Origin of the sequence: Haematospirillum sp. H4485 (genome assembly GCF_012102745.1) — a bacterium.
Taxonomy (GTDB): domain Bacteria; phylum Pseudomonadota; class Alphaproteobacteria; order Rhodospirillales; family Rhodospirillaceae; genus Haematospirillum.
In genome coordinates this window covers 65,581-88,464 of record NZ_JAAVSY010000002.1, presented here as the reverse complement: position 1 = coordinate 88,464, position 22,884 = coordinate 65,581, and the positions used below count along the sequence as shown (strand labels likewise).

Sequence of the window (22,884 nt, the reverse complement as noted above, 5' to 3'; positions counted from 1 at the left end):
ATCGGGGGCGGCGCAACGTAAAATAGTCGTACACGGGCATGAACAAACGTGTTTTTCATTGCGTTTATGATAAAATTGTGGTCAGTCGTGGTGTGTTTCCGTTCTTCCCTGTATCGTGGGAATGGCTTTTTGTGTCCGGGCAGGGCTATACTGTCGCCGGGCCGCCTTATTTCGTTCTGGTCCTGCTGTGCGATTTCGCTCCACGCATTTATTCCGGTAACCAACTTGCTGAAGAAACAGACGCCAATGCATGAAGTCATCTTCAATGGTCCTGAAGGCCGACTGGAAGGTCGCTATCACCATTCCAGCACCGCAAATGCCCCCTTGGCGCTTGTGCTGCATTCCCATCCCCAGCATGGCGGCACGATGAACCAGAGGATTGTCTTTGACCTCTCTCATGTGTTTGCCCAGCGTGGCTTTTCGGTCCTGCGTTTCAACTTTCGTGGTGTAGGCCGTTCACAGGGTTCTTTTGACAGCGGGCAGGGGGAGCTGTCCGATGCTGCTTCCGCTCTTGACTGGATGCAGGCCATAAATCCGCATGCAGGGCAGTGTTGGGTGGCAGGCTTTGCCTTTGGTGCATGGATCGGGATGCAGCTTCTGATGCGTCGTCCGGAGATTTCAGGTTTTGTCAGTGTTGCGCCGCCGGCCAGCCATTATGACTTTTCGTTCCTGGCGCCTTGCCCTTCTCCCGGGTTGATCGTGCATGGTGCGGCTGACAGGGTTGTTTCCGCTGAGTCTGTGAAGAAGCTGGCCGACAAGCTTCAGGCCCAGAAGAATATCAGCGTGGATCATGTTTCCATTCCGGGGGCAGATCACTTTTTCTCCGGCCATATTGATACGGTTGTATCGACCGTGGATTCTTATATCGCAAAGTCCATGGTTATGGCGTGACAGGCGGGCAGCTTGGCAAGGGCTGGTATTATCCGGTCCTTGTTTCCGTTGCCCTGAAAACGAAACTCCCCGCACATGTATGCGGGGAGTTTCGTTTTTGGCTGGGGGACCTGGATTCGAACCAAGACTAACGGAGTCAGAGTCCGCTGTTCTACCATTAAACTATCCCCCAACAGGACAGTCAGCCTGATCACTCTTGATCGATCGATCCGGCAGGCGGGCGCCCTTATATCCTTCTGTTTCCATGCTGTGAACCCCCTTTATTATCTTTTTTAACTTTCAGTGCTGTCGTGGAGCATGCTTCCCCGTTTGTAACCCTCTAGGATATGATTATATGGGTATGTATGGTTGGCATGGAAGGGGCCGGTATGGCAGATCTTGCGGTAAACGCGCCGTTAGAGGGGCGTCGATACTCTGCTGGTTCCGGTGGTGGCCTGACAGACGTGGCATCTGCGTATGCGGCGATCGACCTTGGGACAAACAATTGCCGTATGCTGATTGCCCGCCCTGACGGAGAGCGCTTCAGGGTTGTGGACTCATTCTCACGCATAACCCGCTTGGGGGAAGGGTTGGCTGAAACGGGCGTTTTGTCTGCTGCTGCGCAGGAGCGAACACTTGACGCCTTGCGCAGCTGCGCCGAAAAGATTGGCCGGTTTGGTCCGGTTCGCTCGCGCCACGTTGCAACAGAAGGATGTCGCCGCGCCGGGAACGGGCTGGAGTTTCTGGCGACCGTATACCGCGAGACAGGTTTGACCGTAGAGTGTATTTCTGCCGCAGAAGAGGCGTGCCTGGCTTTGGTCGGGTGTTCGGGGCTTTTTTCTGCCGGGTCCAGTTCTATCTTTCTGTTTGATATTGGCGGCGGGTCGACCGAGTTGGTCTTGATTGTGCAGGGTGCCTCCGGGTTACGGGTTGAGGGTTTCATGTCTCTTCCCTTCGGTGTCGTGACCGTTGCGGATGCCTGTGGAGGGGGGGACTTCTCGTATCGCACATACCGGGAGGTGTGCGCCCGCATTTGCTCCATGGTCCAACCCTTTGGGGAGCGCCATAATCTTGCGGAACGTGTGACGATGGAGCAGCTCCAGGTGGTGGGTACGTCCGGGACAGTTACGACCTTGGGGGCTTTTCATCTTGGCTTGACGCGCTATGATCGCGCAGCAGTTGATGGGTTGGATGTGTCGTGTGCGGCCATTCTTGACGCAGGGCAGCGGTTGATGGGCATGACGGCCCGGCAACGGGCAGATTCGCCGTGTATTGGGCCTCAGAGGGCTGATCTGGTTATTGCTGGGTGCGCCATTCTGGAGGCTGTTTTCAGTCTGTGGCCAGGTGGTTCGCTGACGATTGCAGATCGGGGCTTGCGCGAAGGGCTGCTTATGGGGCTTATGGGGGTACGTAATACTCCGGCCGATTTTGGCATGGAGTGTATTTGTCAGGTATACTAATCTTTTGGTTGTTATGGCACGAGCACCAGGAAAAAAAAGCGGTCGTCGCGTACCGTCTGCATCGAACCGGTCGGCGGTGTCGGTGCGGATGACGTCTGTACGGGTCAAGTCTGCCCGTGGGCGCAGTACGTCGTCTGTGCAATGGCTCCAACGCCAGCTGAATGACCCTTATGTGGTGGCTGCACGTCAGCAGGGTTACAAGTCCCGGGCTGCTTTCAAGCTGGTTGAGATGGACCAGCAGCTGGCGTTCCTTAAGCCCGGTCAGAAAGTGGTTGATCTTGGTGCTGCGCCTGGTGGGTGGACCCAGGTTGCGGTAGAACGGACACGGGCCGATCAGCCCCGTGGCGGAACCGTGGTCGGGATCGATATCCTGGAATGGGGTCCAATTCCCGGGGCGCATTGTATTACCCTGGACTTTCTTGATCCGGCTGCCCCGCAGGCCCTGAAAGACGCCCTTGGCGGGACTGCCGATGTGGTGATGTCCGATATGGCGGCCCCAACAACCGGGGATCCCCGTACAGACCATCTGCGGATTATTGCGTTGCTGGAAGTCGCCTGGGACTTTGCGGCCGAGGTTCTGGCCCCCGGTGGAACCTTTCTCTGCAAGGTGTTTCAGGGTGGGGCGACGGGTGACCTGCTCAAGGTTCTCAAGCCCCGCTTTGACAGCATCAAGCACATAAAACCCCCGGCCAGTCGCAAGGAAAGCCCGGAGCTGTATCTAGTCGCCCGGGGGTTCCGGGGCTAGGGGATCTGCTGTCTATAGGTGTTCCGGGTTGCACTTTTCGGGGTGCGGGGCTGCAATTCTGTTGCTTGGCACAGAAAACTTTCTGTGTATGATGGCGCGCATCCCGAAATATGCTGCTGCCGGTCGTAAGGTGCAAAATTAATGAATTTCTCTGAAGCCCTGACCTTTGATGATGTGCTGCTGGTTCCTGCAGCCTCTGATGTTCTGCCTGCCCAGGCCAATGTTTCCACGCGTCTGACCCGTGGTGTGTCCTTGGGAATTCCGCTTTTGTCCTCAGCCATGGATACGGTTACGGAAAGCCCGATGGCCATTGCGATGGCCCAGGCAGGCGGTATTGGCGTCATCCATAAAAATCTTGGTATTGCCGAGCAAGCCGAGGAAGTGCGGCGTGTGAAGCGGTTTGAGTCCGGTATGGTTGTCAATCCCCTGACCATTCATCCTGACCAGCCACTTGCCGATGCCCTGAAGATGATGGAGCAGTTTTCCATCAGCGGTATCCCCGTTGTTGATCGTGGCACAGGTCGCCTGGTCGGTATTCTGACCAACCGGGATGTGCGCTTTGCCAATGACCGGTCCCAGCCGGTCTCATCCTATATGACCGATACCAACCTGGTTACTGTGACTGGGGGCTTTGGCCAGGATGAGGCCAAGGCCCTGCTGCACCGCCACCGGATCGAAAAGTTGCTGGTGGTCGATGATGCCTATCGGTGTGTGGGGTTGGTGACCGTCCGCGATATGGAAAAAGCCCAGAATTACCCGCTGGCCTGCAAGGATGATCATGGACGGTTGCGGGTTGCTGCGGCAACAGGTGTGGGCCGCGATGGCATGAAGCGTGCCGAGGCCCTTCTGGAGGCCGGGGTCGATGTGTTGGTCGTTGATACGGCCCATGGCCATTCATCCGGGGTGGTTCAGGCTGTTCGCGATATCAAGTCGAACTATCCGGCGGCCCAGGTTATTGCCGGCAATATTGCAACCCCGGAAGCAGCGGCCGCTTTGGCAGAAGCCGGGGCTGACGCCGTGAAGGTCGGGATTGGTCCGGGTTCGATCTGTACAACCCGCGTTGTGGCCGGTGTTGGTGTGCCCCAGTTGTCTGCCATCCTTGAGGTCAGTGCGGTGGCCCACAGTCACGGCATTCCCCTGATCGCTGATGGCGGGATCAAGTTCTCTGGTGATCTGGCCAAGGCTGTTGCTGCCGGGGCTGACTCCTGCATGATCGGCAGCCTGCTGGCCGGAACGGACGAGGCCCCCGGGGAGGTGGTCCTGTATCAGGGGCGTTCCTACAAGTACTACCGTGGGATGGGGTCTGTTGGCGCCATGGCGCGTGGATCGGCTGACCGCTATTTCCAGGAAGAAGTCCGGGATGACCTCAAGCTGGTTCCCGAAGGGATCGAGGGGCGTGTGCCTTACAAGGGTGCAGCGGGCAATATCCTGCATCAGCTGGTTGGCGGGTTGAAAGCCGCCATGGGTTATACCGGCAACCGTACCATTGCCGAAATGCAGCAACGGTGTACATTCCGTCGCATTACGACCGCCGGCTATCGTGAAAGCCATGTCCATGATGTGACCATTACCCATGAAGCGCCGAACTACCGTGTAGGGGCGTAAGGGTATCTGGTCTTCGTTGTTGATGCTTTGCTCCGGAGCCGGTGGGTTGCCATCGGCTCCGGTTTCTTGGGGGCTTGTCCCTGGTTCCTGCTTGGTATGAAAAGATTGCAATCGTGATTCCTGCTGCCCGTTTACAAGCTACTGTTGATCTTCTGGAGGCTGTTGTCTCCTCCCCCCGTCCGGCGGATGGCACAGCGTCGGAGTTTTTCCGGGCACGCCGTTATATCGGCTCGAAAGATCGCCGGTTCATTGCCGATGACGTATGGAGCCTCCTGCGGACATGGGCGCGTATCGGCTGGTGGATCCGTCGGTTGCACAGCCAGCTTGGCCTGCCGGGAGAAGCTCCGGAATGGGGCGATGTTCCGCCGCGTCTGCGGGTTCTGGCTCATCGTGTGCTGGTTGCGGGATACAGCCTGTCAGACCTGGATCTCCTCTGTTCAGGGGATAAATTCTGCCCGCATCGTCTGCGCGAGCGGGAAAAGGCATTGATCCGTGCGTTGCGGGGCCAAAGGCTGACCCACAGTGATCAGCCGGACTGGGTGCAGGGTGAGGTTCCGGAATGGATCATCCCGGACCTGGCGGCTTGTTACGGTGACCGGGTTATGCCGCTCCTTGAGGCGCTCAATCGCGAGGCCCCGGTTGATATCCGGGTCAACAGCCTGAAAGCGGATGTGGCCGAGGGTATCGCCCGCTTGGAGAATGAAGGGATTACGGTCCGTCCCGGTCTGTTGTCGCCGCTCTCTCTTCGGCTGGAGGGCCGTGCCAACCTGCCTGCAACCGAGGCGTTCCGTGAAGGTCTGGTCGAAGTGCAGGACGAGGGATCGCAGCTGGTCGGTCTGCTGGTTGATGCCCGCCCGGGAATGGCCGTGGTTGATTTTTGTGCCGGTGCGGGTGGCAAAACCTTGGCTATGGCTGCGGGGATGCAGAACAAGGGGCGGCTGGTTGCCTGTGATGTGTCACAGGGGCGCCTTGAACGTTCAGCTGTCCGTTTGCGGCGTGCCGGGGTTCACAATGTGACCCGACATGTCTTGTCCGGTGAACGGGACAAGTGGGTCAAGCGCTCTGCCGGTCGTTTTGATCGGGTTCTGATTGATGCCCCTTGCAGTGGGACCGGGACCTGGCGCCGCAACCCCGATGCCCGCTGGCGGCTGGATCGTCAGAGTGTGCAGGCCCTGGATGAGCTGCAGGGGCATATTCTGGACAGCGCATCCCGCTTGGTCCGGCCTGGCGGGAGAGTTGTCTATGCCACGTGTTCCCTGCTGCCTCAGGAAAACGAGGCACGTATAGAACGTTTTCTGGCATCTTCGCCGGATTTTCGCGTTTTGGATGTCCGGACCCTGTGGTCCGATCTTGTGGGCACGGCTCCTTGCCCTGCGACAGGCCCGTTTTTACGGCTTGATCCGCTGGAGCATGATACCGACGGGTTTTTCGTTGCCGTGCTGGAACGTGCGGAGCCGTCAGAGGCGTGAACCTATTTGTCACCCCGCACATAGCCCAGGAACTGGGTCACGCTGTCCTGCAATGCCGAGGCTTTGCTCCGCAGTTCTATAATGGTCCCGTCAAGGGTATGGGTGGCCTTGCTGGTTGTGTTGGCCAAGCTGGCCACCTCGCGGATGTTGTCAGACACTTCGCTGGTTGCTGAAACCGCATTGATCACGTTGTTCGAGATTTCGCGTGTTGCGGCGCCTTGCTCGCTGACAGCGGTTGAAATGGCTGCAATGTTATCGTTGATATTGTGTACATTGCCGGCAATGGCGTTAATGGCCTGTACGGCTTCTTCTGTTGCGGCTTGTACGGCTCCTACCTGGCGGACAATTTCTTCTGTGGCGCGGCCGGTCTGGGTTGCCAGGCCTTTGACTTCATTGGCGACCACGGCAAAGCCTTTTCCGGCCTCGCCGGCGCGGGCAGCTTCGATGGTGGCGTTCAGGGCCAGCAGATTGGTTTGGTCGGCAATCGCGGTGATCATGCTGACAACCTCGCCAATCCTTACGGCAGCGGTTGAAAGGCTTTCCACACGCTGGATTGTGATGCGGGCACTGTCTGATGCCTTGTGCGCCAACCCTGCGGAACGTTCCACTTGCTCTGATATGGCACCGATTGATGCTGTCAGCTCTTCGGTGGCTGCAGCTACAGCCTCGACGTTGTGGCTGGCAGACCCAGCCGAGCGACTGGATGCATCAGCTCGTTCCAGAACCATTTTCGCATCGTTGGCCACGGAACGGATCTGGTCTCCTATTTGGGAAATCATGCTGACCATCGTTTCAACCATGGCACCGGCTGTGGCTTGGAACTCTTCGGCCAGCTTTTCCATCATTGCACGCCGCTCTGCATCTGTGCGGACATGGGTGCTTTCAGCCATGGCATTCAGGCGGGTAACCTCCAAGGCATTGTCGCGGAAAACAACCAGAGCCGCTGCCATCTGGCCAATGGCGTTTTTCCAGCCAACGGCCGGGATATCTACACTCAGGTTCCCGCTTGATATTTTCTCCATAGCCGTTGTCATCTGGGCCAAGGGGCGCGAAATGCTGAGGGCAACAATAATTGTTATACAAACAACAACGGTCAGGATAACCAGCATGGTGATGGAAGATATAAGCTGGCTTGTCGCCATGGTTTCGTCCTGGGCCGCACGTGCGGCTGCAACATCGTTGCGGGCCCTTTCAATAAGAGCTTCCAGAAAGGGTTCAGCTTCGGCAAACAGCTTGCTCAGCGAGGATGTTTCTTTGGCCAAGGTACCGCTGATAGCAACATACTGATCAAACAGCTTCAGCCAGTCCGCAATAACGGCGCTGTTGTTTGTCGCTGTTAGAAGATCAGTGGCATCTTTCCGGAACTCCTCGATATCTGCGGGCCGGCTGTAGAGCATGACGTCCTTTTCCAGGCGTCGCAGGTCCAGATAGCGTGCCATCAGGCTGGCGCTGGTTTTTATGGCTGTTTCACTGCCTGCCGCGAGGGCACGTTTTTCAAGATCCCCCCGCAGGCCCTCTGTTTCTTTCAGGCCAACAGTTTTCCACATCTCAACAATGGACTGGAACTTGGCGTTGTAGGTCTTGAACTTTTCAGAGGCGGAGGCTGCATTGGCTGCTTGTTCTTTATCCAGTTGCGCTTCCAGTGCCTTGAAATCAGAAAGAATCTCTTCTGTGACGGCGGCATGGTTGCCGATTTCTTTTTCATTCAGGCGCAGGAAGAAGTCCTTCTCCCGCCGTCGGGCGTTCAGGAAGTTGTATCTTATGTCCTCAACGCCATCCCTGATTGATCTGGCGTTGTTTTGACGCTCGGACGCTTGATGGATGGTATGCTCCTGCCAACGGGACAGGCCCCACATAGGCACGAAGCCGATGACAATGGCACCGACAATAAGCCCCAGCTGGAGTTCGATCCGCGCTTTTCTCAGAAACATGACACTTGTCCGATCATGACGGCTATTGCTGCAACTTTATCCTTTAAGGGATAGGCATGAACAACGGATACGGGGCTGTAATGCCCGGGCAGACATGCAATATGTCCGTGCGTTCACGGCAGGAATGAAACAATGGTGGAGGCCGGGGCCGCTTTGCGCTAAGGTCCGCCCCTGTTCTGCCGATTCTGGCCCTGTATCTGTACGGAACCCCATGACTGACCGTATTCTTATTATCGATTTCGGATCCCAGGTCACCCAGCTGATTGCCCGGCGTGTGCGCGAATCTGGTGTTTACTGTGAAATACACCCGTTCAACCGGGTGAGTGCCGACAGCATAAGGGCTTTTTCTCCTGCCGGAGTTATTCTGTCTGGTGGCCCGGCCTCGGTCACAGGAACGGATACGCCGCGTGCACCGCAGGAGCTGTTTTCCATGGGGTTGCCTGTTCTCGGGATTTGCTACGGGCAGCAGACCATGATGGCTCAGCTGGGTGGCCATGTTGAAGGGTCGGACCACCGTGAATTTGGCCGGGCTTTTGTACGTGTACAGGGACATTGCCGCCTGTTTGACGGAACGTGGATTCCTGATGCTGTCGAGCAGGTATGGATGAGCCACGGTGACCGGGTGACAGCCCTGGCTCCCGGGTTCCGTGCTGTTGCGTCTTCTGAAGGAGCGCCGTTTGCGGCCGTTGCTGATGATGAACGCCGTTTCTATGGGGTCCAGTTTCACCCCGAAGTCGTGCATACCCCGCATGGGGCTCAGCTTCTGAAGACCTTTGTTCGTGATATTTGCGGCTGTTCCGGGGATTGGACCATGGCGTCCTTCCGCGAGACCGAGATTGCCCGCATCCGGGCCCAGGTCGGGACGGGTCGTGTTATTTGCGGGTTGTCCGGGGGTGTTGACAGTTCTGTTGTGGCTGCCATCGTGCACGAGGCGATTGGTGACCAGCTGACCTGTGTCTTTGTTGATCATGGGTTGATGCGTCAGGGAGAGGCCGAGCAGGTGGTGCGGGTCTTCCGGGATCGTTTCAATATTAATCTGGTGCATGTGGATGCCTCGGAGCTGTTCCTTGGCCTTCTGTCCGGCAAGACAGACCCCGAAGAAAAGCGCAAGATCATTGGTAAAACCTTCATTGATGTCTTTGAGGCCGAGGCTGGCAAGATTGGGGGTGCCGAGTTCCTGGCCCAGGGGACGTTGTATCCTGATGTGATTGAGTCTGTTTCCTTTACCGGTGGGCCAAGCGTCACGATCAAGTCTCACCACAACGTTGGTGGTCTGCCCGAGCGCATGAACATGAAGCTAGTGGAGCCGCTGCGTGAACTGTTCAAGGATGAGGTTCGTGCGTTGGGTTGTGAACTTGGGCTTCCGGAAGAAATGGTCGGACGTCATCCGTTTCCGGGGCCGGGGCTGGCCATCCGTATTCCGGGGCAGGATATTACCCGTGAAAAGCTGGATATTCTGCGCAAGGCGGATGCGATCTATCTGGAAGAAATTCGCAATGCCGGGCTGTATGATGCCATCTGGCAGGCGTTTGCCGTGCTGCTTCCTGTGCGTACGGTTGGGGTTATGGGTGATGGCCGTACCTACGACTATGCCCTTGCCGTGCGGGCTGTTACATCAACAGATGGCATGACAGCAGACTATTATCATTTTGATCATGAATTCCTGTCCCGTTTGTCCAATCGTATTATCAACGAGGTCAAGGGCGTGAACCGCGTTGTTTACGATATTACATCGAAGCCACCCGGCACGATCGAGTGGGAGTAGAGGGGGCGGATCGGGACCCGGTCATGCCCGGTCAGGTCATTGATGTGGCTGGGCATGAGGGTTCGTTTAATGTTTTTGTATGTCATCCCATCCGACAGGCTGACCACGTTCTACATCTCTTGATGTGATCTTTCCGATGATTTCATCGTAATGCTTTGGCGGCAGCCCATACCCGGGGCGTATCCTTCTTACGTCGCAGGGTTTTATGGGGGTTCCTGCCTTGAGATCATTGACAAAATACAGCGATCGACGGAAAACCCTGCTGTTGGTCTCCGCCTTGGGCCTGACAAGTTCGTCTTTTCCCAAGGCCGACCAGGTTTCGTTGACGTCCCCTACAAGCTTCTCCAGTTCGTTCGGTTCTATTGAGAACGCGCTGTCAGGGCCTTTGTCTGCCCTGCTGATGGTAAAGTGTTTTTCAATGGCAGAAGCGCCCAAGGCAACAGAAGCCGTTGCCGCAATATTGCCGATCGTATGGTCGGATAAGCCAACGGTTACACCAAACGTCTTCTTCAGCTGTGTTATGGATCGTATATTGGCTTGCTCGACAGGTGCGGGATAGCTGCTGATGCAGTGGAATAGAAGAATGGAATCACACCCATGACTTCGGGCGCATTCCAGGGCTTCCGCTATTTCCCCCTCACTGGCCATTCCGGTAGACATCAGCATGGGTTTCTTCTTTTTTGCCACGTAGCTGATCAGGGGCAAATCAGTCAATTCAAAGGATGCTATTTTATAAGCCGGTGTATTCAGGGATTCCAACAAGTCAACGGCAGTTTCATCAAAGGGTGTCGAGAACAACGTAATCCCAATTTCACGGGCAAAGCGGAAGAGTTCCTGGTGCCACTCATAGGGGGTGTGGGCTTCGCGATAAAGGTCGTACAGCTTGTATCCGTTCCATAAGCCACCCTTTACGATAAAATCATCTTTGTTGCAGTCGATCGTCATCGTATCGGCGTTATAAGTTTGTATCTTGACGGCGTTTGCCCCCGATTTTGCGGCCATTTCGATAGATAGCTTGGCACGTTCGAGCGAGCCGTTGTGGTTTGCAGAAATCTCGGCAATGACATACGGGGGGTGATGCTCCGATACTTCCCGGCCTGATATGATAAGCATTACTATCAACCCCTGTTGATCATTAAAGAAACCAGCCTTGTGATTTCTCCCTAGATATTGGAATCCCACCCACGAAACTGCGGTGGCAGGTCTGCCGCTTTGTGGCAAGAGCCTTTTCTTCGCTGTGGGGTAGCTTCATAGGTACCATGTATGATTTCACGGATGTTTTCTTTAAAAAGGCTTTCAATCTCCACAATGAGCTGCCTGTATGTTTGGGAAAATGTCTTTTGTTCTTTGGTAAAGTTTACGTAACGTTGGTAGAGAATAGGGCCTGTATCAATTCCTTCGTCAACCAAATGAATGGATACGCCGCTTGGTGTGCAGTCAAAGAAAGACCAAAAGTTAGGATGGAGCGCCACGATTCCAGGGAAGATATGAGGTATGTAGGTTTATGATAGGGGTGTTTGCGCTCTCGATGACCAACTTTTTGAGAATGTGCCTGTATCCGAAGCTTATGACAACGTCAAAACATCTAGTGTATTCAATATGACCGTCGGCGCAGCCAAGCGGCGCGATTTGCCTTCTCTAATTCTTCGATCAATGATGTCTTTTCTCTTGTATAGCCTTGGAACAAGGCTCTTTTCTTTGGGGCTGTCATGCGCGTCATAATCTTTGGTTGCATGTTTATACTGTTCTCGATGGGTGTGGGCTATTCTGACTGTAAATAATCCCCCCATTATGAATGATATACAAGGTCATGCCTGTGCCACTTTCTTATGTGAGGCATGCGTCACTGGATGATATCGTAAGGGTTTATGCTGAATGTATACGGATGATGATCTTGACGGAGCCGTAACGGACGGCATCTTGTCTGCCGGTGTGGTTGCGGCTTTTCGTGAGTATATGGAGCAGCGTAGCAATACGCTGGCTGTGGATGAAGAGCATTTCCGTCTGATCAGTGGCTTCAATGATATCTTTGTGGTTATTGCCTGTGGCTTGCTGCTTGGGGCTTGTGCCTGGATCGGGTTTTCGTTCCAACCATGGGCCGGACCGGCACTTGTTGCTGTGGTCTCTTGGTTTCTGGCGGAGTTTTTTACCCGCAAGCGCCGCATGGCTTTGCCATCGATCGCGTTGCTTGGTGCGTTTGTCGTGGGCTCGGGCGGGTGTGCCTTTGCCGCCCTGTATGACCGTGGTGCCGATGCAAGCATTGCAGGACTTGTTGCGGCCTTGGCTGCGGCCCTGCATTGGATCCGTTTCCGTGTGCCGGTCACGGTGGCGGCTGGTGTTGCCGGTCTTGTCCTGACGAGCGTAACTGTTCTGGACAGTCTCCTTCCCGGTCTGGATGCCTACGATAACCTTGTTCTTTTTGTCTGTGGTTTGGCTGTGTTTTTCCTGGCAATGCGCTGGGATAGTTCCGATATTCGCCGTCAGACCCGTCGCTCGGACGTTGCTTTCTGGTTGCACCTTCTGGCGGCTCCCTTGCTGGTGCACCCGGTGTTCAGCTTCCTGGGGGTGCGAGAGGAGAGCGTTGGCTTGGAGAGTGTTGTTCTGGTCATGGGGTTGTATGCCGTATTGGCCCTGATATCCCTTCTTGTTGACCGCCGTGCGCTGATGGTATCCGCTCTTGGATACGTTGTTTATGTGTTTGCATCTCTGTTTGATCACGGCGATGCGGTCAGCCTTGGGTTTGCCTTTTCCAGTGCCGGGATTGGTGCTGCTCTTTTGCTGTTGTCTGCCTTCTGGCACAGCAGTCGCAGCGCGGTTATCGGGTTGGTGCCCGTTCGCGTCTGCGCGTTTCTGCCACCTTTGCAGCGGTCATAACAAGGGGTTATCTGGCAGCCTGTGTCTCAGGCACATTCGCCACAGGCATGACCGCTGGCCCAGGCCCACTGGAAGTTATAGCCGCCAAGCCAGCCTGTGACATCGACGGCCTCACCGATGATGTACAGGCCGGGTTTGGTTTTGACTTCCATGGTCCGGGAAGACAGGGCGTTGGTATCAACACCTCCCACCATGACCTCGGCGGTTCGGTATCCCTCGGTCCCGGTCGGGTAGACGGTCCAAGCCTGGATCTGGTCGGCCAGGATAGACAAGGTCTTGTTGCCGGTTTGCCCGATCACGGTGTCGGGCATGCCGGCGCGTTCGCACAGGCTTTGCGCCAGCCTGTTGGGCAGGATCTCGCTGACAACCGTATGCAGGCGTGCCTTTGGGCGGCTGTCGCGGCGTTCAGCCAGCCATGCCGGTATATCCCTGTCGGGGCACAGGTTGATACGTACTGCGTCACCCTGTTTCCAGAAGGAGGAAATCTGCAGGATAACCGGTCCGGACAAGCCGCGGTGCGTGAAGAGAAGGGCTTCGCGGAAACGGGTCTTGCCACAGGTTGCGGTGGCGTCCAGGGCGATGCCGGTCAGGGGGCGCATAAACGCCAGATCGTCTTCTCCAAAGACCAAAGGCACCAGACCCGGATAGGGATCAAGAACCGGGATGCCCAGTTGCCCTGCCACGCGCAGGGTGAAATTGCTGGCTCCGATCTTTGGAATGGAAAGGCCGCCCGTTGCAAGCACAACCGACTGGCAGCGAACAGGGCCGGCGGATGTTTCCACCAGCCAGCGCCGGTCTTCCTCCCCGGTCGGGACAACATGACCGGCAGAGACGCCACACTGGATAGTGGACCCTGCTGCTACAGCCTCTTCAACCAGAACATTGACGATATCAGCGGCAGAGTGATCACAGAACAGCTGTCCGTGGTCCCGTTCGTGCCAAGGGATGCCGTGGGTTGCCAGAAGATCAAGAAAGTCTTGCGGCGTGTATCGCTTCAGTGCCGAGCGGGCAAAGTGGGGATTATGGGACACATAGCATTCAGGGCCGGCATTCCGGTTGGTAAAGTTACATTTTCCCCCGCCGGAAATCAGGATTTTCCGCCCCGGACGGTCATTATGTTCCAGAACAAGAACCCGGCGGCCCCGGCGGGCAGCCGTCATGGCGCACATTAAACCTGCGGCGCCTGCCCCGATGATAACGATGTCAGTTTCCATGAGCGGGTTCTAGCCGGGACTGTTGCCAACGGCAAGTGTTCAGGTGTACGGGCTGGAAAAGGCGATGGCGTGGTTGTCCCATTTCAGGGGCTCTGATCGGGGTTCGGGGTCAAAGTCATCAAACGACCCGCCCATGATCTGGCCAAAGCCGTTGGTCAAAATCAGGTTTCCGTTCAGCACGGCGGCACCGCAGACATCAGGCAGCTGGATTGTTCGAACAGTTCCGGGGGTGTTTGTTGTGCCCAGGATGGCAATGCCCCCTACCGGGCTGGTGACAACGTAATAGGCCCCGTCCGGCGAAAACAGGGCACTGCCGCAATACTGCCGCAGGCCAGTGACGACGGCATCGGGAAGAGCCGGAAAAACAGGGTCGCGTCCACGCCTGTGCAGGAGAACAAGGGGTACACGGTCTGTCGCCGCCCCTTGGTACTGGCAGGCCACGATAACGGTTCCATCAGGGGCAACGGCCAAATGGCGCAGGCTGACGGCCCGCAGTGCCGCCGGCAGGGTTCGCTTTTCCAGAAGGGTGCCGGTCTTGCTGTCGATATAGGTCAGGGAGGGTTCGGTCACACCCAGGTTCAGCTTGGCTCGTCCGGATTCAGGGCTGGTCAGGATGCCGCCATTGGCAACAACCAGTGTCCGCTGATCAGGCATCCAGGCCAGTTCATGAGGCTCGGTTCCAAAGCTGGGGAACTCGCCGATCCAGGCATAGCTGTGGGCATCCCGAATGCCGATCCGGCCTTCGCCGTGATCAAAAGCGTTTTCGGTTGTCAGGATATGGCGGCCATCGGCTGTATACACAGCATGCCCGAAGAAGTGTCTTCCGGGTTGGCATTCTACAGATGCGGCTATGGTACCCTCTGTAAGGTTCAGCGCCGTGGCCCAGTTTCCCGGGCGGCGTGCCGGCAAAAAAGCTCGGGTTCCATCCGGTGATACGGCGGGACCGTGGGCACGCCCGGGCAGGGGGGTCTTCCATACGATGCCAAAATCTTCGGACCATGCCACGGCATGATCGCGTCCGCTGTTGTCTCTTGCAGAGCTGAGAAGAGTATTTCCCGTTCCATGGATGGCTGCCCGTGTTGGCGTGGCGGGGAGGATCATGCCTGCTGCCAAGGCCCCCATGCCGCCCAACAGAAGGGAGCGTCTGGATAATATAAGGGGGGTGTTCTGATCATCCACGGGGGTCAGTCTCCATCCAAGGCATTAAAACCAATGCCCAGCCCCAGCATGCCGGCCATTTCCGTTTCCACCATGCTGCGGGCGGTACCGATATTGGCCCGGATCAGCATCAAGGTTCTGTAGCCCGCAGGATCGGCAAGAACATTTTTCCAGGGACGTGTTGCCAGTTCTGCCGTCAGGCGGCGGGCTTCGGTCAGCCCGTGCAGGATGCTGATATCAACGATTTCGCTGTCTTCATACTCCAGAACTCCGGCGCGCAGTCCTCCATCTTTTCCTGCGCGGCCTTGGTAAAGCTGAAGGGCTGCATCAAGATTGGCGAGAAGCGCCTGTAGCGGCAAGTCCGCCCGCCATGCTTCGCCTCGTTCCGGGCGTGCTTTTGTCGGATTGGATCCCATCGGGCTGCCCAGTTTCATGTCCTGCGCAGCCTGCAGAAGGGTGGACAGTGTCCCGTGTATGGCTCGCAAGGACTCAGCCGGGTTGCGGAACAGGGTGTTATTGTCACCCGGCCTCAGAAGTATTGCCCGAAATCCGCCGTCTGGCTCTGTCCATTCCGCTCTGATAGCCTGGGCCATGGATGACAGGTTTTGTCCAATCGCTTGGGCAACCCGGCATTCATGTGCAGTCAGAGGGTCAGGCCTCCAGAGCAGGCGTTCCAGTGCCGGGAACCCCTGTACCGCAATGCTGGCCCGGGACAGGGATTCCGGTGTCAGGGCTGTATCCGGTGCCGACAGCAGCGTGGACATGTGCCGTGCACCCAGGTTCTTCGGGTCAGGCCAGAACTGGATACGGTAGTGGCGGTTTTCTGTCTGTGATGGGCCGATACGAACATGTTGCACGCCTTGCCAGGCCAAGAATGCAGTGGCAAAGGCGGCCTTGCTGTCCTGTTCTGGACAGCTGTGGTCCAGTGTGCGGTCAAGGGCTGCGGTTGCCTCGGCAAATGCCTGGAAAGCGGGAAGGATAACGGTGTCAACAGCCTCGGCTGTCAGGCGCAGGCTGTCAGCGGCACGTCCGCTCACAGGCAGGAGCGTGACCAGGAGCAGGGTGGTCAGGGCAAGGCGTGCAGTCATGTCGGGTCGGTATCCATGATCCTGGTGTTACAGGGACCTGAGAAAGTCCAGAAGGGCTGCCCGGTCCTTGGCCGGAAGTTCACGGAAGGCTTCACGTGCCTGCCGTGCTTCGCCGCCGTGCCACAGCACAGCCTCGGTCAGGGTTCTGGCGCGCCCATCATGCAGATAGGTTTCTGTGCCCGATACGGCTTTGGTCATGCCAAGGCCCCACAGTGGCGGGGTGCGCCATTCATGACCGCTGGCCAGCGCTTCCGGGCGGAGGTCGGCCAGATCATCGCCCATGTCGTGCAGCAGCAGATCCGTGAACGGGGCAATGTCCTGGTGCGCCAGCCACGGGTATGGCGAGGGGCCTGTGCGCAGGTGCGGGCGATGACATCCGCTACAGCCAACTTGTGTGAAGAGCTGTTCGCCTGCCATCACGGCAGGATCTGTGCGGTTACGCCGGGATGGAGGTGCAAGGGCACGAACAAACAACAGGACAGAGTCCGTAACAGCCTTGGGGGCCTCCAGATTGTCAAACTGCGCACTGTTGCCATGGGGCGCGGCAAGGCAGGATGGTTGTGCTGCGGTACAGTCGCCATGGGCCTGCGGGAACAGGGGTGTGGACAGGCCAATGTCACTGTTGAAGGCACTCTGGTTCTGGTCATCCAGGGTGGGTTGGCCGGCTTTCCAGCCAAAACGACCAATGCGGATGGCGTGTTCACGTGCGCTCCATACCCGGTTGATACGCCCGGATATCCCGTCATTGTCCCGGTCATCCGGATCGGCAAGGTTCAGCAGGGTTGTATCGGGAACAGCCTCCAGCAGGCCCAGCCCCGGAAGCTGCGGGGTCATGCGCGGCGAGATCATGATCTGCGGGGACAGGGGGCCGTAGGCAAGGTCCCGGGCAGACCAGGTCGGGCGGCGCAGGGAAACGCTTTCTCCTCCGGCCAGTGTTACGGTTTCCTCGGTCCATGTTACGCCAACGCGTCCCTCAGCTTTCAGTCCTGGAACGGCGGCACTTTGCAACTGGGTGCCATACGTCGGGTCGCCAATAACGCTGAGATGGCCGCTTTGTATGTCGTGCTCGTCTTGTGCGGTCTGGGGAGGAATACTCAGGCGCAGGAAGAAGGATGGGCTGTGTTCGTATCCGTTGTCTGGATCGGGTGGGCGCCCGCGTCCATTGCGGACGTGGCATCCAGAACAGGCCCGGGCATTGAACAAGGGACCCAGACCATCTGATGCCTGGGTCGAGGAGGGAGAGCTGACCCAGAGCCGCTTGAAGAAGCCGTTTCCAACGGCAGCACCCATTTTCTCGTCAGCGGAAAGGCCGGGCAGAAAGCGGGAAAAAGCCCGCCGATCAAGTGATGTCTGTTCGCCTTGGTCAGGCCGCGGTTCTGTCGCCAGGGCTGATCCGGTACAAAGGAAAGGCAGGGCCAAGGCAGTCAACAGGGAATACAAACGGCGGGGCATCAAGACATCGCTTTGACGGGGTAAGGACAATTGTTGTGAGAAACATTGGGTCTCAAACAACACGGGCCGGACGGTGCAGAAGCATCCACCCGGCCCGGTTTTTGATCAAGGATGATCAGCTGTTGCCACTGACTTTTTCAGGAGCATCCAAGCTGTCCGATCCTTCCAGCTCCAGGGTACCAAGGCCCAGGGCAGCCGTGGCGCGCTCGATAGAGCGGGTCTGGGCGACCAAAGAGTCAACCGCATCCTGAACGACCTTGTTTCCGGTGGGGTTATTTTCGCCCAGCATCTGGTCATAGGCTGTGCCTTTGGCTGCCATATCCATCAGCACCTGCATTTTTGCCACGGTCTTGTCCAAGGCTGCACCCAGTTCCTTGCGTTCCACTTGTGGCAGCAGGATCTTCATGCCTTTGCCCGACACAGTGCGCCCGTCGGGGCGTGTGTATGATCCGCTGTAGATGCTGCGGATTCCAACGGCATTATAATAGTGCGAGGCATGGGTGTTGTCAGAGAAGCAATCATGCTCTTCTTCCGGATCATGCAGCATGAGGCCCAGCTTCATCCGTTCCCCTGCCAGTTCACCATAGGACAGGCTTCCCATCCCGGTCAGCATGGCCGTCAGGGCTTTCTTGGGTTCCGAAGCCAACAGATCCTTGGCAATGGCACCGTTCTTGTCCCATGCGCCAGTCATTTCGGCCAGATCCTCAACCAGAAGATCTGTTGCTGCTTTCAGATAGGCCGCACGACGGTCGCAGTTGCCATTGGTGCAGGCTTTCAGGTCAAAGTCTGTGGCTTTGCGGTCGCCAGCGCCGGGGCCGGTTCCGTTGCGGTCCTGTCCCCACAGCAGGAATTCCACTGCGTGGTAACCGGTCGCCACATTGGCCTCTATCTCGTCAATTTCGTGCAGTTTCTGCAGAAGATCCTTGTTGATGACGGTGGCATCAATGGTCTGCCCGCCGATCTCCAGTACCGGATTGGCAATGACATTGGCGCGGAACCAGGCGTTCTCGTCAGAGTGTTCGCCATAGCTGGCTGTATCAACGTAATCGATCAGCCCCTCGTCAAGAGGCCAGGCGTTTACCCGCCCTTCCCAGTCATCAACGGCAGGGTTCCCGAAACGATAGACTTCGGTTTGCATATAGGGAACGCGTGCTTCGATCCAAGCCTTGCGAGCGGCAGACAGCGTGTTCTCGTCGGGGTGGGCAACCAGCGCATCAACCGCTTTCTGCAGAACCCGGGCTGTTTGTTCTGCATCTTCGAACTTGGCATGGGCAAGTGTGATATAGGTGGACACCACGTCCTTTTCCTGTGCCTTGCTTGCAGCCAGCGTGGGGGCTGCGGCTGTCAGCGCTGTGGCGGTCAGGAATGTTGCTGTGGCAAGAAATGCTCTCATCGTGATCTGATCCCCTCTGTCCCGTGCGGGAATATCCGGGTGGGTTTGCGCAATGCGGTGACGCCCGCACTGTTTAATGGTCTGCTACGCTTTGTGCTTTCATGTGTCAATAATAATTACTATCATCAGCGGGCAAACAAGTTAGTATTTTATCCTTGGTTTCGTGGCGGGAGTGTTATGTGTCGGAAAGTAAGGAAAAAGCGGGGTTATCCCGTCGTTCGTTTCTTGGGGCTGGTGCGGTTGGTGCCGGTCTTGTTGGTGCTGGTCTGTTGTACCGTGCCATTCCGGCATCAGGTGATGAAGTTCTGTATGCCATAGAGGCGCCGGGTACCCCCGGGGGGGGAGAGCCTGTTCCGGTCCTGTCCTATGCCCGGACGCCGGCTGCTCCGGCTGCTTTGCCTCCTGTGCTGGATGTACGCCAAGGAGATACTCTGTCTGTTCATTTCCACAATGCCATGGCCCGGCCAACAACGGTTCACTGGCATGGCATTCGTTTGCCCATTGCCATGGATGGCGTTCCGTTCCTGACCCAGAATCCGGTCGCAAGAGGTGAGGCATTTCACTATCGTTTTGCTCCCCCGGATGCTGGGACATACTGGTATCACCCCCATTATGCAAGCCTTGACCAGATTGGGGCCGGTTTGGCCGGTATTCTGGTTGTCCGGGAGGCCGATGACCCCGGTTATGATGCCGATATTCCCCTGCTGATTCGGGACTGGCGCCGTGACGAGAAGGGTGCATGGCTGCCCGTCTCTGATCCCGAGGCAGCGGGACGGGCCGGTACATTCGGGGGGTGGCATACGGTAAACTGGGAGCGGGAACCGCATTACCAGGTACCTTCGGGTAGCCTTGTGCGCTTGCGTCTGTGTAACGCTGACCTGACCCGTGTTTTCAAGGTGGTCGGGAAGGGGGCGCCAGCTATTCTGGTTGCTGTGGATGGTCATCCGCTTGTGGCTCCCGAGCCCTTGCAGCGTGAGCTTCTGGGACCCGGTATGAGGATGGATGTGGTGGTACGCATGCCCGACAACCCGGGGGAGGTGTTCGAGCTGCACAACGTATCATCCAGCACGCCTTGGGTTATGATGCGCCTTGTATCACAGGGGATGTCGCGCCGCCGTGCCTTGTCCGGAATTGTTCCGCTTCCACCCAACCCTGTGTCCATGCCTTCTGTTGATCGAGCAGAGGTTATACGCATGGATTTCAACGCCGGTCTTGGAGAAGGTGGAGCAGAGGATGCCCTGTGGTCGATCAACAAGCGGGCCTGGGTAGAGCGGTATCCTGAAGAAAGGGATGGAATGGTGTTGCCGGTCCTGCCTGGGCAAAGTTTCCCCGAAGTGCGCGCTGCGGTGTGTGGTGGTGGAACGCCGTTGGCTGTGCTGAAGCAAGGCCGCAGTTACATTCTGGAGCTGAACAACTTTACGCCCCACCTCCACCCTATCCATATTCATGGTCTGGCTTTTTCTCTGCTGTCATCGAGCCGCCGGTCTATCCGTACCGGTCATTTTACGGATACCGCGCTTTTGTTGCCCAAGGAGCGTATGCGGGTGGCTTTGGTCGCCGACAATCCCGGGGACTGGATGGTGCATTGCCATATCATCGAGCATCAGGCCTTTGGTATGATGGGCACGATCCGGGTTGATGCCTGATGTTCTATGGATAGTGGGGTTTCTGGCATAGCAAAAAGCCCCGAACCATGGTTCAGGGCTTTTGTTTATGGCGCGAGTGACGGGGCTCGAACCCGCGACCTCCGGCGTGACAGGCCGGCACTCTAACCAACTGAGCTACACCCGCGCTGTGATGTGCGGGTGCTTTATAGCCATGTGAACCGGGTCAGGCAAGCTTTTTTTGTGTTTTGGCAGATAGTTCGGGAGAGATAATCCCGGATATTACACCAAAAGACCGACCACAGGAATGGTCGGTCTTTCATGATCTCGATGGCGCGAGTGACGGGGCTCGAACCCGCGACCTCCGGCGTGACAGGCCGGCACTCTAACCAACTGAGCTACACCCGCAATCGAGAGCGCGGTTTATATAGGGGGACGATGCACGGCGCAAGAGAAAAATAGGTGCGGGTGCGAGCGGGGCCGCCAGGCGGACGCGGCTTATTTAGCGGTAAAACTATGTTAAATAAAAAATTTAGCCCAAAAAATTTGTATAATTCAGGGTCGCGCCCTATCTTCAACGGAAGGGTCGTTCAGAGGTAAGGAGAAGCCTGTGTTGTCAGCGTGGATGCGGGTTGCTTTGTGGAAGAAGGTGGTTGCGGGCTTTGTTGCGGGCGGAATTGCTGGCTATATGGCCGGTCCGCAAGCGGCGGTCTGGTTCAAGCCGATTGGGGATGTGTACATTACCCTGATCAGGATGCTGGTGGTTCCCTTGCTGTTGACCAGCATCGTTTCCAGCGTTGCTGGATTGGGGAGCATTGGTGGTGCCCTGCGTCTGGGGGTAAAAACGGTTCTGTACTTTATTCTGACAGCAGCCTTGGCCTCTGCGGTCGGCATCGCAACCGGCCTGTTGCTGGAGCCCGGGATTGGTATCGGACAGCTGGCGGTTGGTGAAGCCCGTACCCCCGTTATTCCGGGGCCGGTCGATGTGCTGTTGTCTGTTGTGCCGTCCAATCCTTTTCAAGCCATGGCTGAAGGTCATGTGTTGCAGGTCTTGTTTGTATCGCTCCTTTTCGGGGGCAGCCTTGCCGTACTGGGGGAGAAGGCTGCTTTGCTGCGTTCATGCGTGGCACAGGCCAATGAGGCGGTCATGCAGATTGTTCGTCTGGTCCTGCAACTGACACCGATCGGAACATTTGGCCTGATTGCCTGGGTAGTGGGGACATCAGGGGCAGAATCACTTCTGCCCTTGGGGCACTATATCCTTGCCCTGTATGTGGCTTGCCTGTTCCACCTGTTCGTTGTGTATGGCGGACTTTTGTCCCTGCACGGCCTTGATCCGCGAAAGTTTTTTCGTGGTGTGGCTCCGGCCATGCAGGTTGCGTTTGTGACTGCGTCCAGCTTTGCCAGTTTGCCCCTGACCTTGTCTTGCACAACGCGGCGTCTGGGTGTGGCGCAGGATTATGCCAGTTTTGCCGTCCCCCTTGGGGCATCCATGAAAATGGATGGGTGCGGGGCCATCTTTCCTGCCATTGCTACCCTGTTTATCGCCCAGTACACGGGGGTCGATCTGTCGGCTGGCGCCTTGTTGACTGTCTTTGTTATTGGTGTGGTGGGGTCCTTGGCGACAGCGGGTGTTCCGGGGCCATCGATTGTTATGCTGACTCTGACCTTGGGTGCCGTTGGTCTGCCGCTGGAGGCCATCGGGTATATTGTTGCCGTTGACCGTGTTGTTGACATGATGCGTACAGCTACAAATGTAACCGGTCAGGCTTTGGTGCCTGTGCTTGTTGCCCGTTCTGAAAAAGTCCTTCTGGATGACGAAAGGTATGGGTGCTCTGCCTTGGTGGAAGATGATGTGGCGCCGGATGACACTGCGTTATAACCGGACACGGGGGCCGAGGACAAAGGCCATGAGATGGCACGCTAGTGTGTTGCTAATTTTGTGTACGGCTGGACACAAAAAGAACTATATGGGTGAAATGCTAACGTAATCCCTGCATTTTTCAGCATTCTCACTTTTCAGGAGAAGTTGCCTCATGGACCATCAGCAAGAAACCAAAAGAAGAGAAATCCTGACGGCACTGGAAGAGCTGGAAGTCGAGATGCTGCGCTGTTGGGGGGATTGCGAGCCGGCTTTGCTTGTCGGGGCCGCCCGTGTTTCTGTTCTGGATGCCTTGGCCCGTGCCGGGTGTGATGTACCTGCAGATCACGATACCGGGGTACGGCATTAATCAGAAAGGGGACAGGTGCTTGGCC

General features: G+C 57.0%; 19 protein-coding genes and 3 tRNA genes. 11 read left to right on the top strand and 11 right to left on the bottom strand.

Features of this window, described 5'->3' with window-relative positions:
* The first annotated feature begins 38 nt into the window (after nt 1-38).
* Nucleotides 39-254 carry a hypothetical protein gene (locus HEQ61_RS02985; RefSeq protein WP_168019653.1) on the top strand — a complete coding sequence of 72 codons (216 nt, stop codon included), beginning with the start codon at nt 39-41 and terminating at the stop codon, nt 252-254.
* A complete protein-coding gene (locus HEQ61_RS02980; RefSeq protein ID WP_168019651.1) occupies nt 247-891 on the top strand; it encodes an alpha/beta hydrolase in 645 nt (214 codons plus the stop codon). Before HEQ61_RS02985 ends, HEQ61_RS02980 begins: the two co-directional genes overlap by 8 nt.
* Before the next feature lie 98 nt (nt 892-989).
* On the opposite strand, the gene HEQ61_RS02975 is transcribed toward HEQ61_RS02980, so the two are convergent.
* Nucleotides 990-1,063 (bottom strand) — tRNA-Gln (locus tag HEQ61_RS02975).
* Nucleotides 1,064-1,259: 196 nt separating this feature from the next.
* On the opposite strand from HEQ61_RS02975, the gene HEQ61_RS02970 reads away from it, so the two are divergent.
* The 4 genes from HEQ61_RS02970 to HEQ61_RS02955 all read left to right on the top strand — a co-directional run bounded on the left by HEQ61_RS02970 (nt 1,260) and on the right by HEQ61_RS02955 (nt 6,149).
* Nucleotides 1,260-2,330, top strand: coding sequence for a Ppx/GppA phosphatase family protein (locus tag HEQ61_RS02970; protein WP_168019649.1), 1,071 nt, complete (start codon nt 1,260-1,262; stop codon nt 2,328-2,330).
* Nucleotides 2,331-2,343: 13 nt separating this feature from the next.
* Complete coding sequence (locus HEQ61_RS02965) at nt 2,344-3,075, top strand: RlmE family RNA methyltransferase (RefSeq protein ID WP_245183095.1); 732 nt, start codon at nt 2,344-2,346, stop codon at nt 3,073-3,075.
* Between the two features lie 141 nt (nt 3,076-3,216).
* Complete coding sequence (gene guaB / locus HEQ61_RS02960) at nt 3,217-4,680, top strand: IMP dehydrogenase (RefSeq protein WP_066134857.1); 1,464 nt, start codon at nt 3,217-3,219, stop codon at nt 4,678-4,680.
* A gap of 74 nt (nt 4,681-4,754) precedes the next feature.
* Entirely contained in the window at nt 4,755-6,149 is a 1,395-nt protein-coding gene (locus tag HEQ61_RS02955) for an RsmB/NOP family class I SAM-dependent RNA methyltransferase (RefSeq protein ID WP_245183094.1), read from the top strand.
* A gap of 2 nt (nt 6,150-6,151) precedes the next feature.
* On the opposite strand, the gene HEQ61_RS02950 is transcribed toward HEQ61_RS02955, so the two are convergent.
* Nucleotides 6,152-8,080: a methyl-accepting chemotaxis protein gene (locus HEQ61_RS02950; protein ID WP_168019645.1), complete on the bottom strand. Its 1,929-nt coding sequence runs from the start codon at nt 8,078-8,080 to the stop codon at nt 6,152-6,154.
* 211 nt (nt 8,081-8,291) lie between these two features.
* Here HEQ61_RS02950 and guaA point away from each other — a divergent pair, with 211 nt between their 5' ends.
* Nucleotides 8,292-9,845 carry a glutamine-hydrolyzing GMP synthase gene (guaA, locus tag HEQ61_RS02945; RefSeq protein ID WP_168019643.1) on the top strand — a complete coding sequence of 518 codons (1,554 nt, stop codon included), beginning with the start codon at nt 8,292-8,294 and terminating at the stop codon, nt 9,843-9,845.
* 66 nt (nt 9,846-9,911) lie between these two features.
* Here guaA and pseI read toward each other — a convergent pair whose 3' ends face one another.
* Together pseI and HEQ61_RS02935 are read right to left on the bottom strand one after the other, a co-directional pair.
* The gene (gene pseI, locus HEQ61_RS02940) at nt 9,912-10,958 is read right to left on the bottom strand and encodes a pseudaminic acid synthase (RefSeq protein WP_209315623.1); all 1,047 of its coding nucleotides are present in this window, start codon (nt 10,956-10,958) and stop codon (nt 9,912-9,914) included.
* A gap of 50 nt (nt 10,959-11,008) precedes the next feature.
* Nucleotides 11,009-11,317 carry a formyltransferase family protein gene (locus tag HEQ61_RS02935; RefSeq protein ID WP_168019641.1) on the bottom strand — a complete coding sequence of 103 codons (309 nt, stop codon included), beginning with the start codon at nt 11,315-11,317 and terminating at the stop codon, nt 11,009-11,011.
* A 403-nt stretch (nt 11,318-11,720) separates the two neighbouring features.
* Between HEQ61_RS02935 and HEQ61_RS02925 the strand changes: the two genes are divergently transcribed.
* On the top strand, nt 11,721-12,719 hold the full coding sequence (locus tag HEQ61_RS02925) for a hypothetical protein (RefSeq protein ID WP_168019639.1): 999 nt from the start codon (nt 11,721-11,723) through the stop codon (nt 12,717-12,719).
* Between the two features lie 26 nt (nt 12,720-12,745).
* Here the strand turns inward: HEQ61_RS02925 and HEQ61_RS02920 are convergent, their stop codons facing one another.
* The 5 genes from HEQ61_RS02920 to HEQ61_RS02900 all read right to left on the bottom strand — a co-directional run bounded on the left by HEQ61_RS02920 (nt 12,746) and on the right by HEQ61_RS02900 (nt 19,024).
* The gene (locus HEQ61_RS02920; protein WP_168019638.1) at nt 12,746-13,933 is read right to left on the bottom strand and encodes an NAD(P)/FAD-dependent oxidoreductase; all 1,188 of its coding nucleotides are present in this window, start codon (nt 13,931-13,933) and stop codon (nt 12,746-12,748) included.
* A 39-nt stretch (nt 13,934-13,972) separates the two neighbouring features.
* Complete coding sequence (locus HEQ61_RS02915; protein WP_168019637.1) at nt 13,973-15,112, bottom strand: DUF1513 domain-containing protein; 1,140 nt, start codon at nt 15,110-15,112, stop codon at nt 13,973-13,975.
* A gap of 5 nt (nt 15,113-15,117) precedes the next feature.
* Nucleotides 15,118-16,179 carry an imelysin family protein gene (locus tag HEQ61_RS02910; RefSeq protein WP_168019635.1) on the bottom strand — a complete coding sequence of 354 codons (1,062 nt, stop codon included), beginning with the start codon at nt 16,177-16,179 and terminating at the stop codon, nt 15,118-15,120.
* A 27-nt stretch (nt 16,180-16,206) separates the two neighbouring features.
* Nucleotides 16,207-17,631 (bottom strand): di-heme oxidoredictase family protein, encoded by a 1,425-nt coding sequence (locus HEQ61_RS02905; protein WP_168019633.1) that lies wholly within the window; start codon nt 17,629-17,631, stop codon nt 16,207-16,209.
* 115 nt (nt 17,632-17,746) lie between these two features.
* Nucleotides 17,747-19,024: an imelysin family protein gene (locus HEQ61_RS02900; protein ID WP_168019631.1), complete on the bottom strand. Its 1,278-nt coding sequence runs from the start codon at nt 19,022-19,024 to the stop codon at nt 17,747-17,749.
* Between the two features lie 179 nt (nt 19,025-19,203).
* On the opposite strand from HEQ61_RS02900, the gene HEQ61_RS02895 reads away from it, so the two are divergent.
* A complete protein-coding gene (locus tag HEQ61_RS02895; RefSeq protein WP_168019629.1) occupies nt 19,204-20,670 on the top strand; it encodes a multicopper oxidase family protein in 1,467 nt (488 codons plus the stop codon).
* Between the two features lie 68 nt (nt 20,671-20,738).
* Here the strand turns inward: HEQ61_RS02895 and HEQ61_RS02890 are convergent.
* Nucleotides 20,739-20,815: transfer RNA gene (locus tag HEQ61_RS02890), tRNA-Asp, on the bottom strand.
* A 144-nt stretch (nt 20,816-20,959) separates the two neighbouring features.
* Nucleotides 20,960-21,036 (bottom strand) — tRNA-Asp (locus tag HEQ61_RS02885).
* A gap of 202 nt (nt 21,037-21,238) precedes the next feature.
* Between HEQ61_RS02885 and HEQ61_RS02880 the strand changes: the two genes are divergently transcribed.
* Together HEQ61_RS02880 and HEQ61_RS02875 are read left to right on the top strand one after the other, a co-directional pair.
* The gene (locus tag HEQ61_RS02880) at nt 21,239-22,510 is read left to right on the top strand and encodes a dicarboxylate/amino acid:cation symporter (protein WP_168019627.1); all 1,272 of its coding nucleotides are present in this window, start codon (nt 21,239-21,241) and stop codon (nt 22,508-22,510) included.
* A gap of 154 nt (nt 22,511-22,664) precedes the next feature.
* Complete coding sequence (locus tag HEQ61_RS02875; RefSeq protein WP_066134887.1) at nt 22,665-22,859, top strand: hypothetical protein; 195 nt, start codon at nt 22,665-22,667, stop codon at nt 22,857-22,859.
* Nucleotides 22,860-22,884: the final 25 nt, after the last annotated feature.

Bases quoted from the DNA above. Each gene is read 5' to 3' on its own strand.
- HEQ61_RS02980 (WP_168019651.1), top strand. From the start codon at position 247: ATGCATGAAGTCATCTTCAATGGTCCTGAAGGCCGACTGGAAGGTCGC.
- HEQ61_RS02950 (WP_168019645.1), bottom strand. From the start codon at position 8,080: ATGTTTCTGAGAAAAGCGCGGATCGAACTCCAGCTGGGGCTTATTGTC.
- HEQ61_RS02900 (WP_168019631.1), bottom strand. From the start codon at position 19,024: ATGAGAGCATTTCTTGCCACAGCAACATTCCTGACCGCCACAGCGCTG.
- HEQ61_RS02965 (WP_245183095.1), top strand. From the start codon at position 2,344: ATGGCACGAGCACCAGGAAAAAAAAGCGGTCGTCGCGTACCGTCTGCA.
- pseI (WP_209315623.1), bottom strand. From the start codon at position 10,958: ATGCTTATCATATCAGGCCGGGAAGTATCGGAGCATCACCCCCCGTAT.
- HEQ61_RS02910 (WP_168019635.1), bottom strand. From the start codon at position 16,179: ATGACTGCACGCCTTGCCCTGACCACCCTGCTCCTGGTCACGCTCCTG.
- HEQ61_RS02970 (WP_168019649.1), top strand. From the start codon at position 1,260: ATGGCAGATCTTGCGGTAAACGCGCCGTTAGAGGGGCGTCGATACTCT.
- HEQ61_RS02875 (WP_066134887.1), top strand. From the start codon at position 22,665: ATGGACCATCAGCAAGAAACCAAAAGAAGAGAAATCCTGACGGCACTG.
- HEQ61_RS02905 (WP_168019633.1), bottom strand. From the start codon at position 17,631: ATGCCCCGCCGTTTGTATTCCCTGTTGACTGCCTTGGCCCTGCCTTTC.
- HEQ61_RS02925 (WP_168019639.1), top strand. From the start codon at position 11,721: ATGTATACGGATGATGATCTTGACGGAGCCGTAACGGACGGCATCTTG.
- HEQ61_RS02920 (WP_168019638.1), bottom strand. From the start codon at position 13,933: ATGGAAACTGACATCGTTATCATCGGGGCAGGCGCCGCAGGTTTAATG.
- HEQ61_RS02985 (WP_168019653.1), top strand. From the start codon at position 39: ATGAACAAACGTGTTTTTCATTGCGTTTATGATAAAATTGTGGTCAGT.
- guaB (WP_066134857.1), top strand. From the start codon at position 3,217: ATGAATTTCTCTGAAGCCCTGACCTTTGATGATGTGCTGCTGGTTCCT.
- guaA (WP_168019643.1), top strand. From the start codon at position 8,292: ATGACTGACCGTATTCTTATTATCGATTTCGGATCCCAGGTCACCCAG.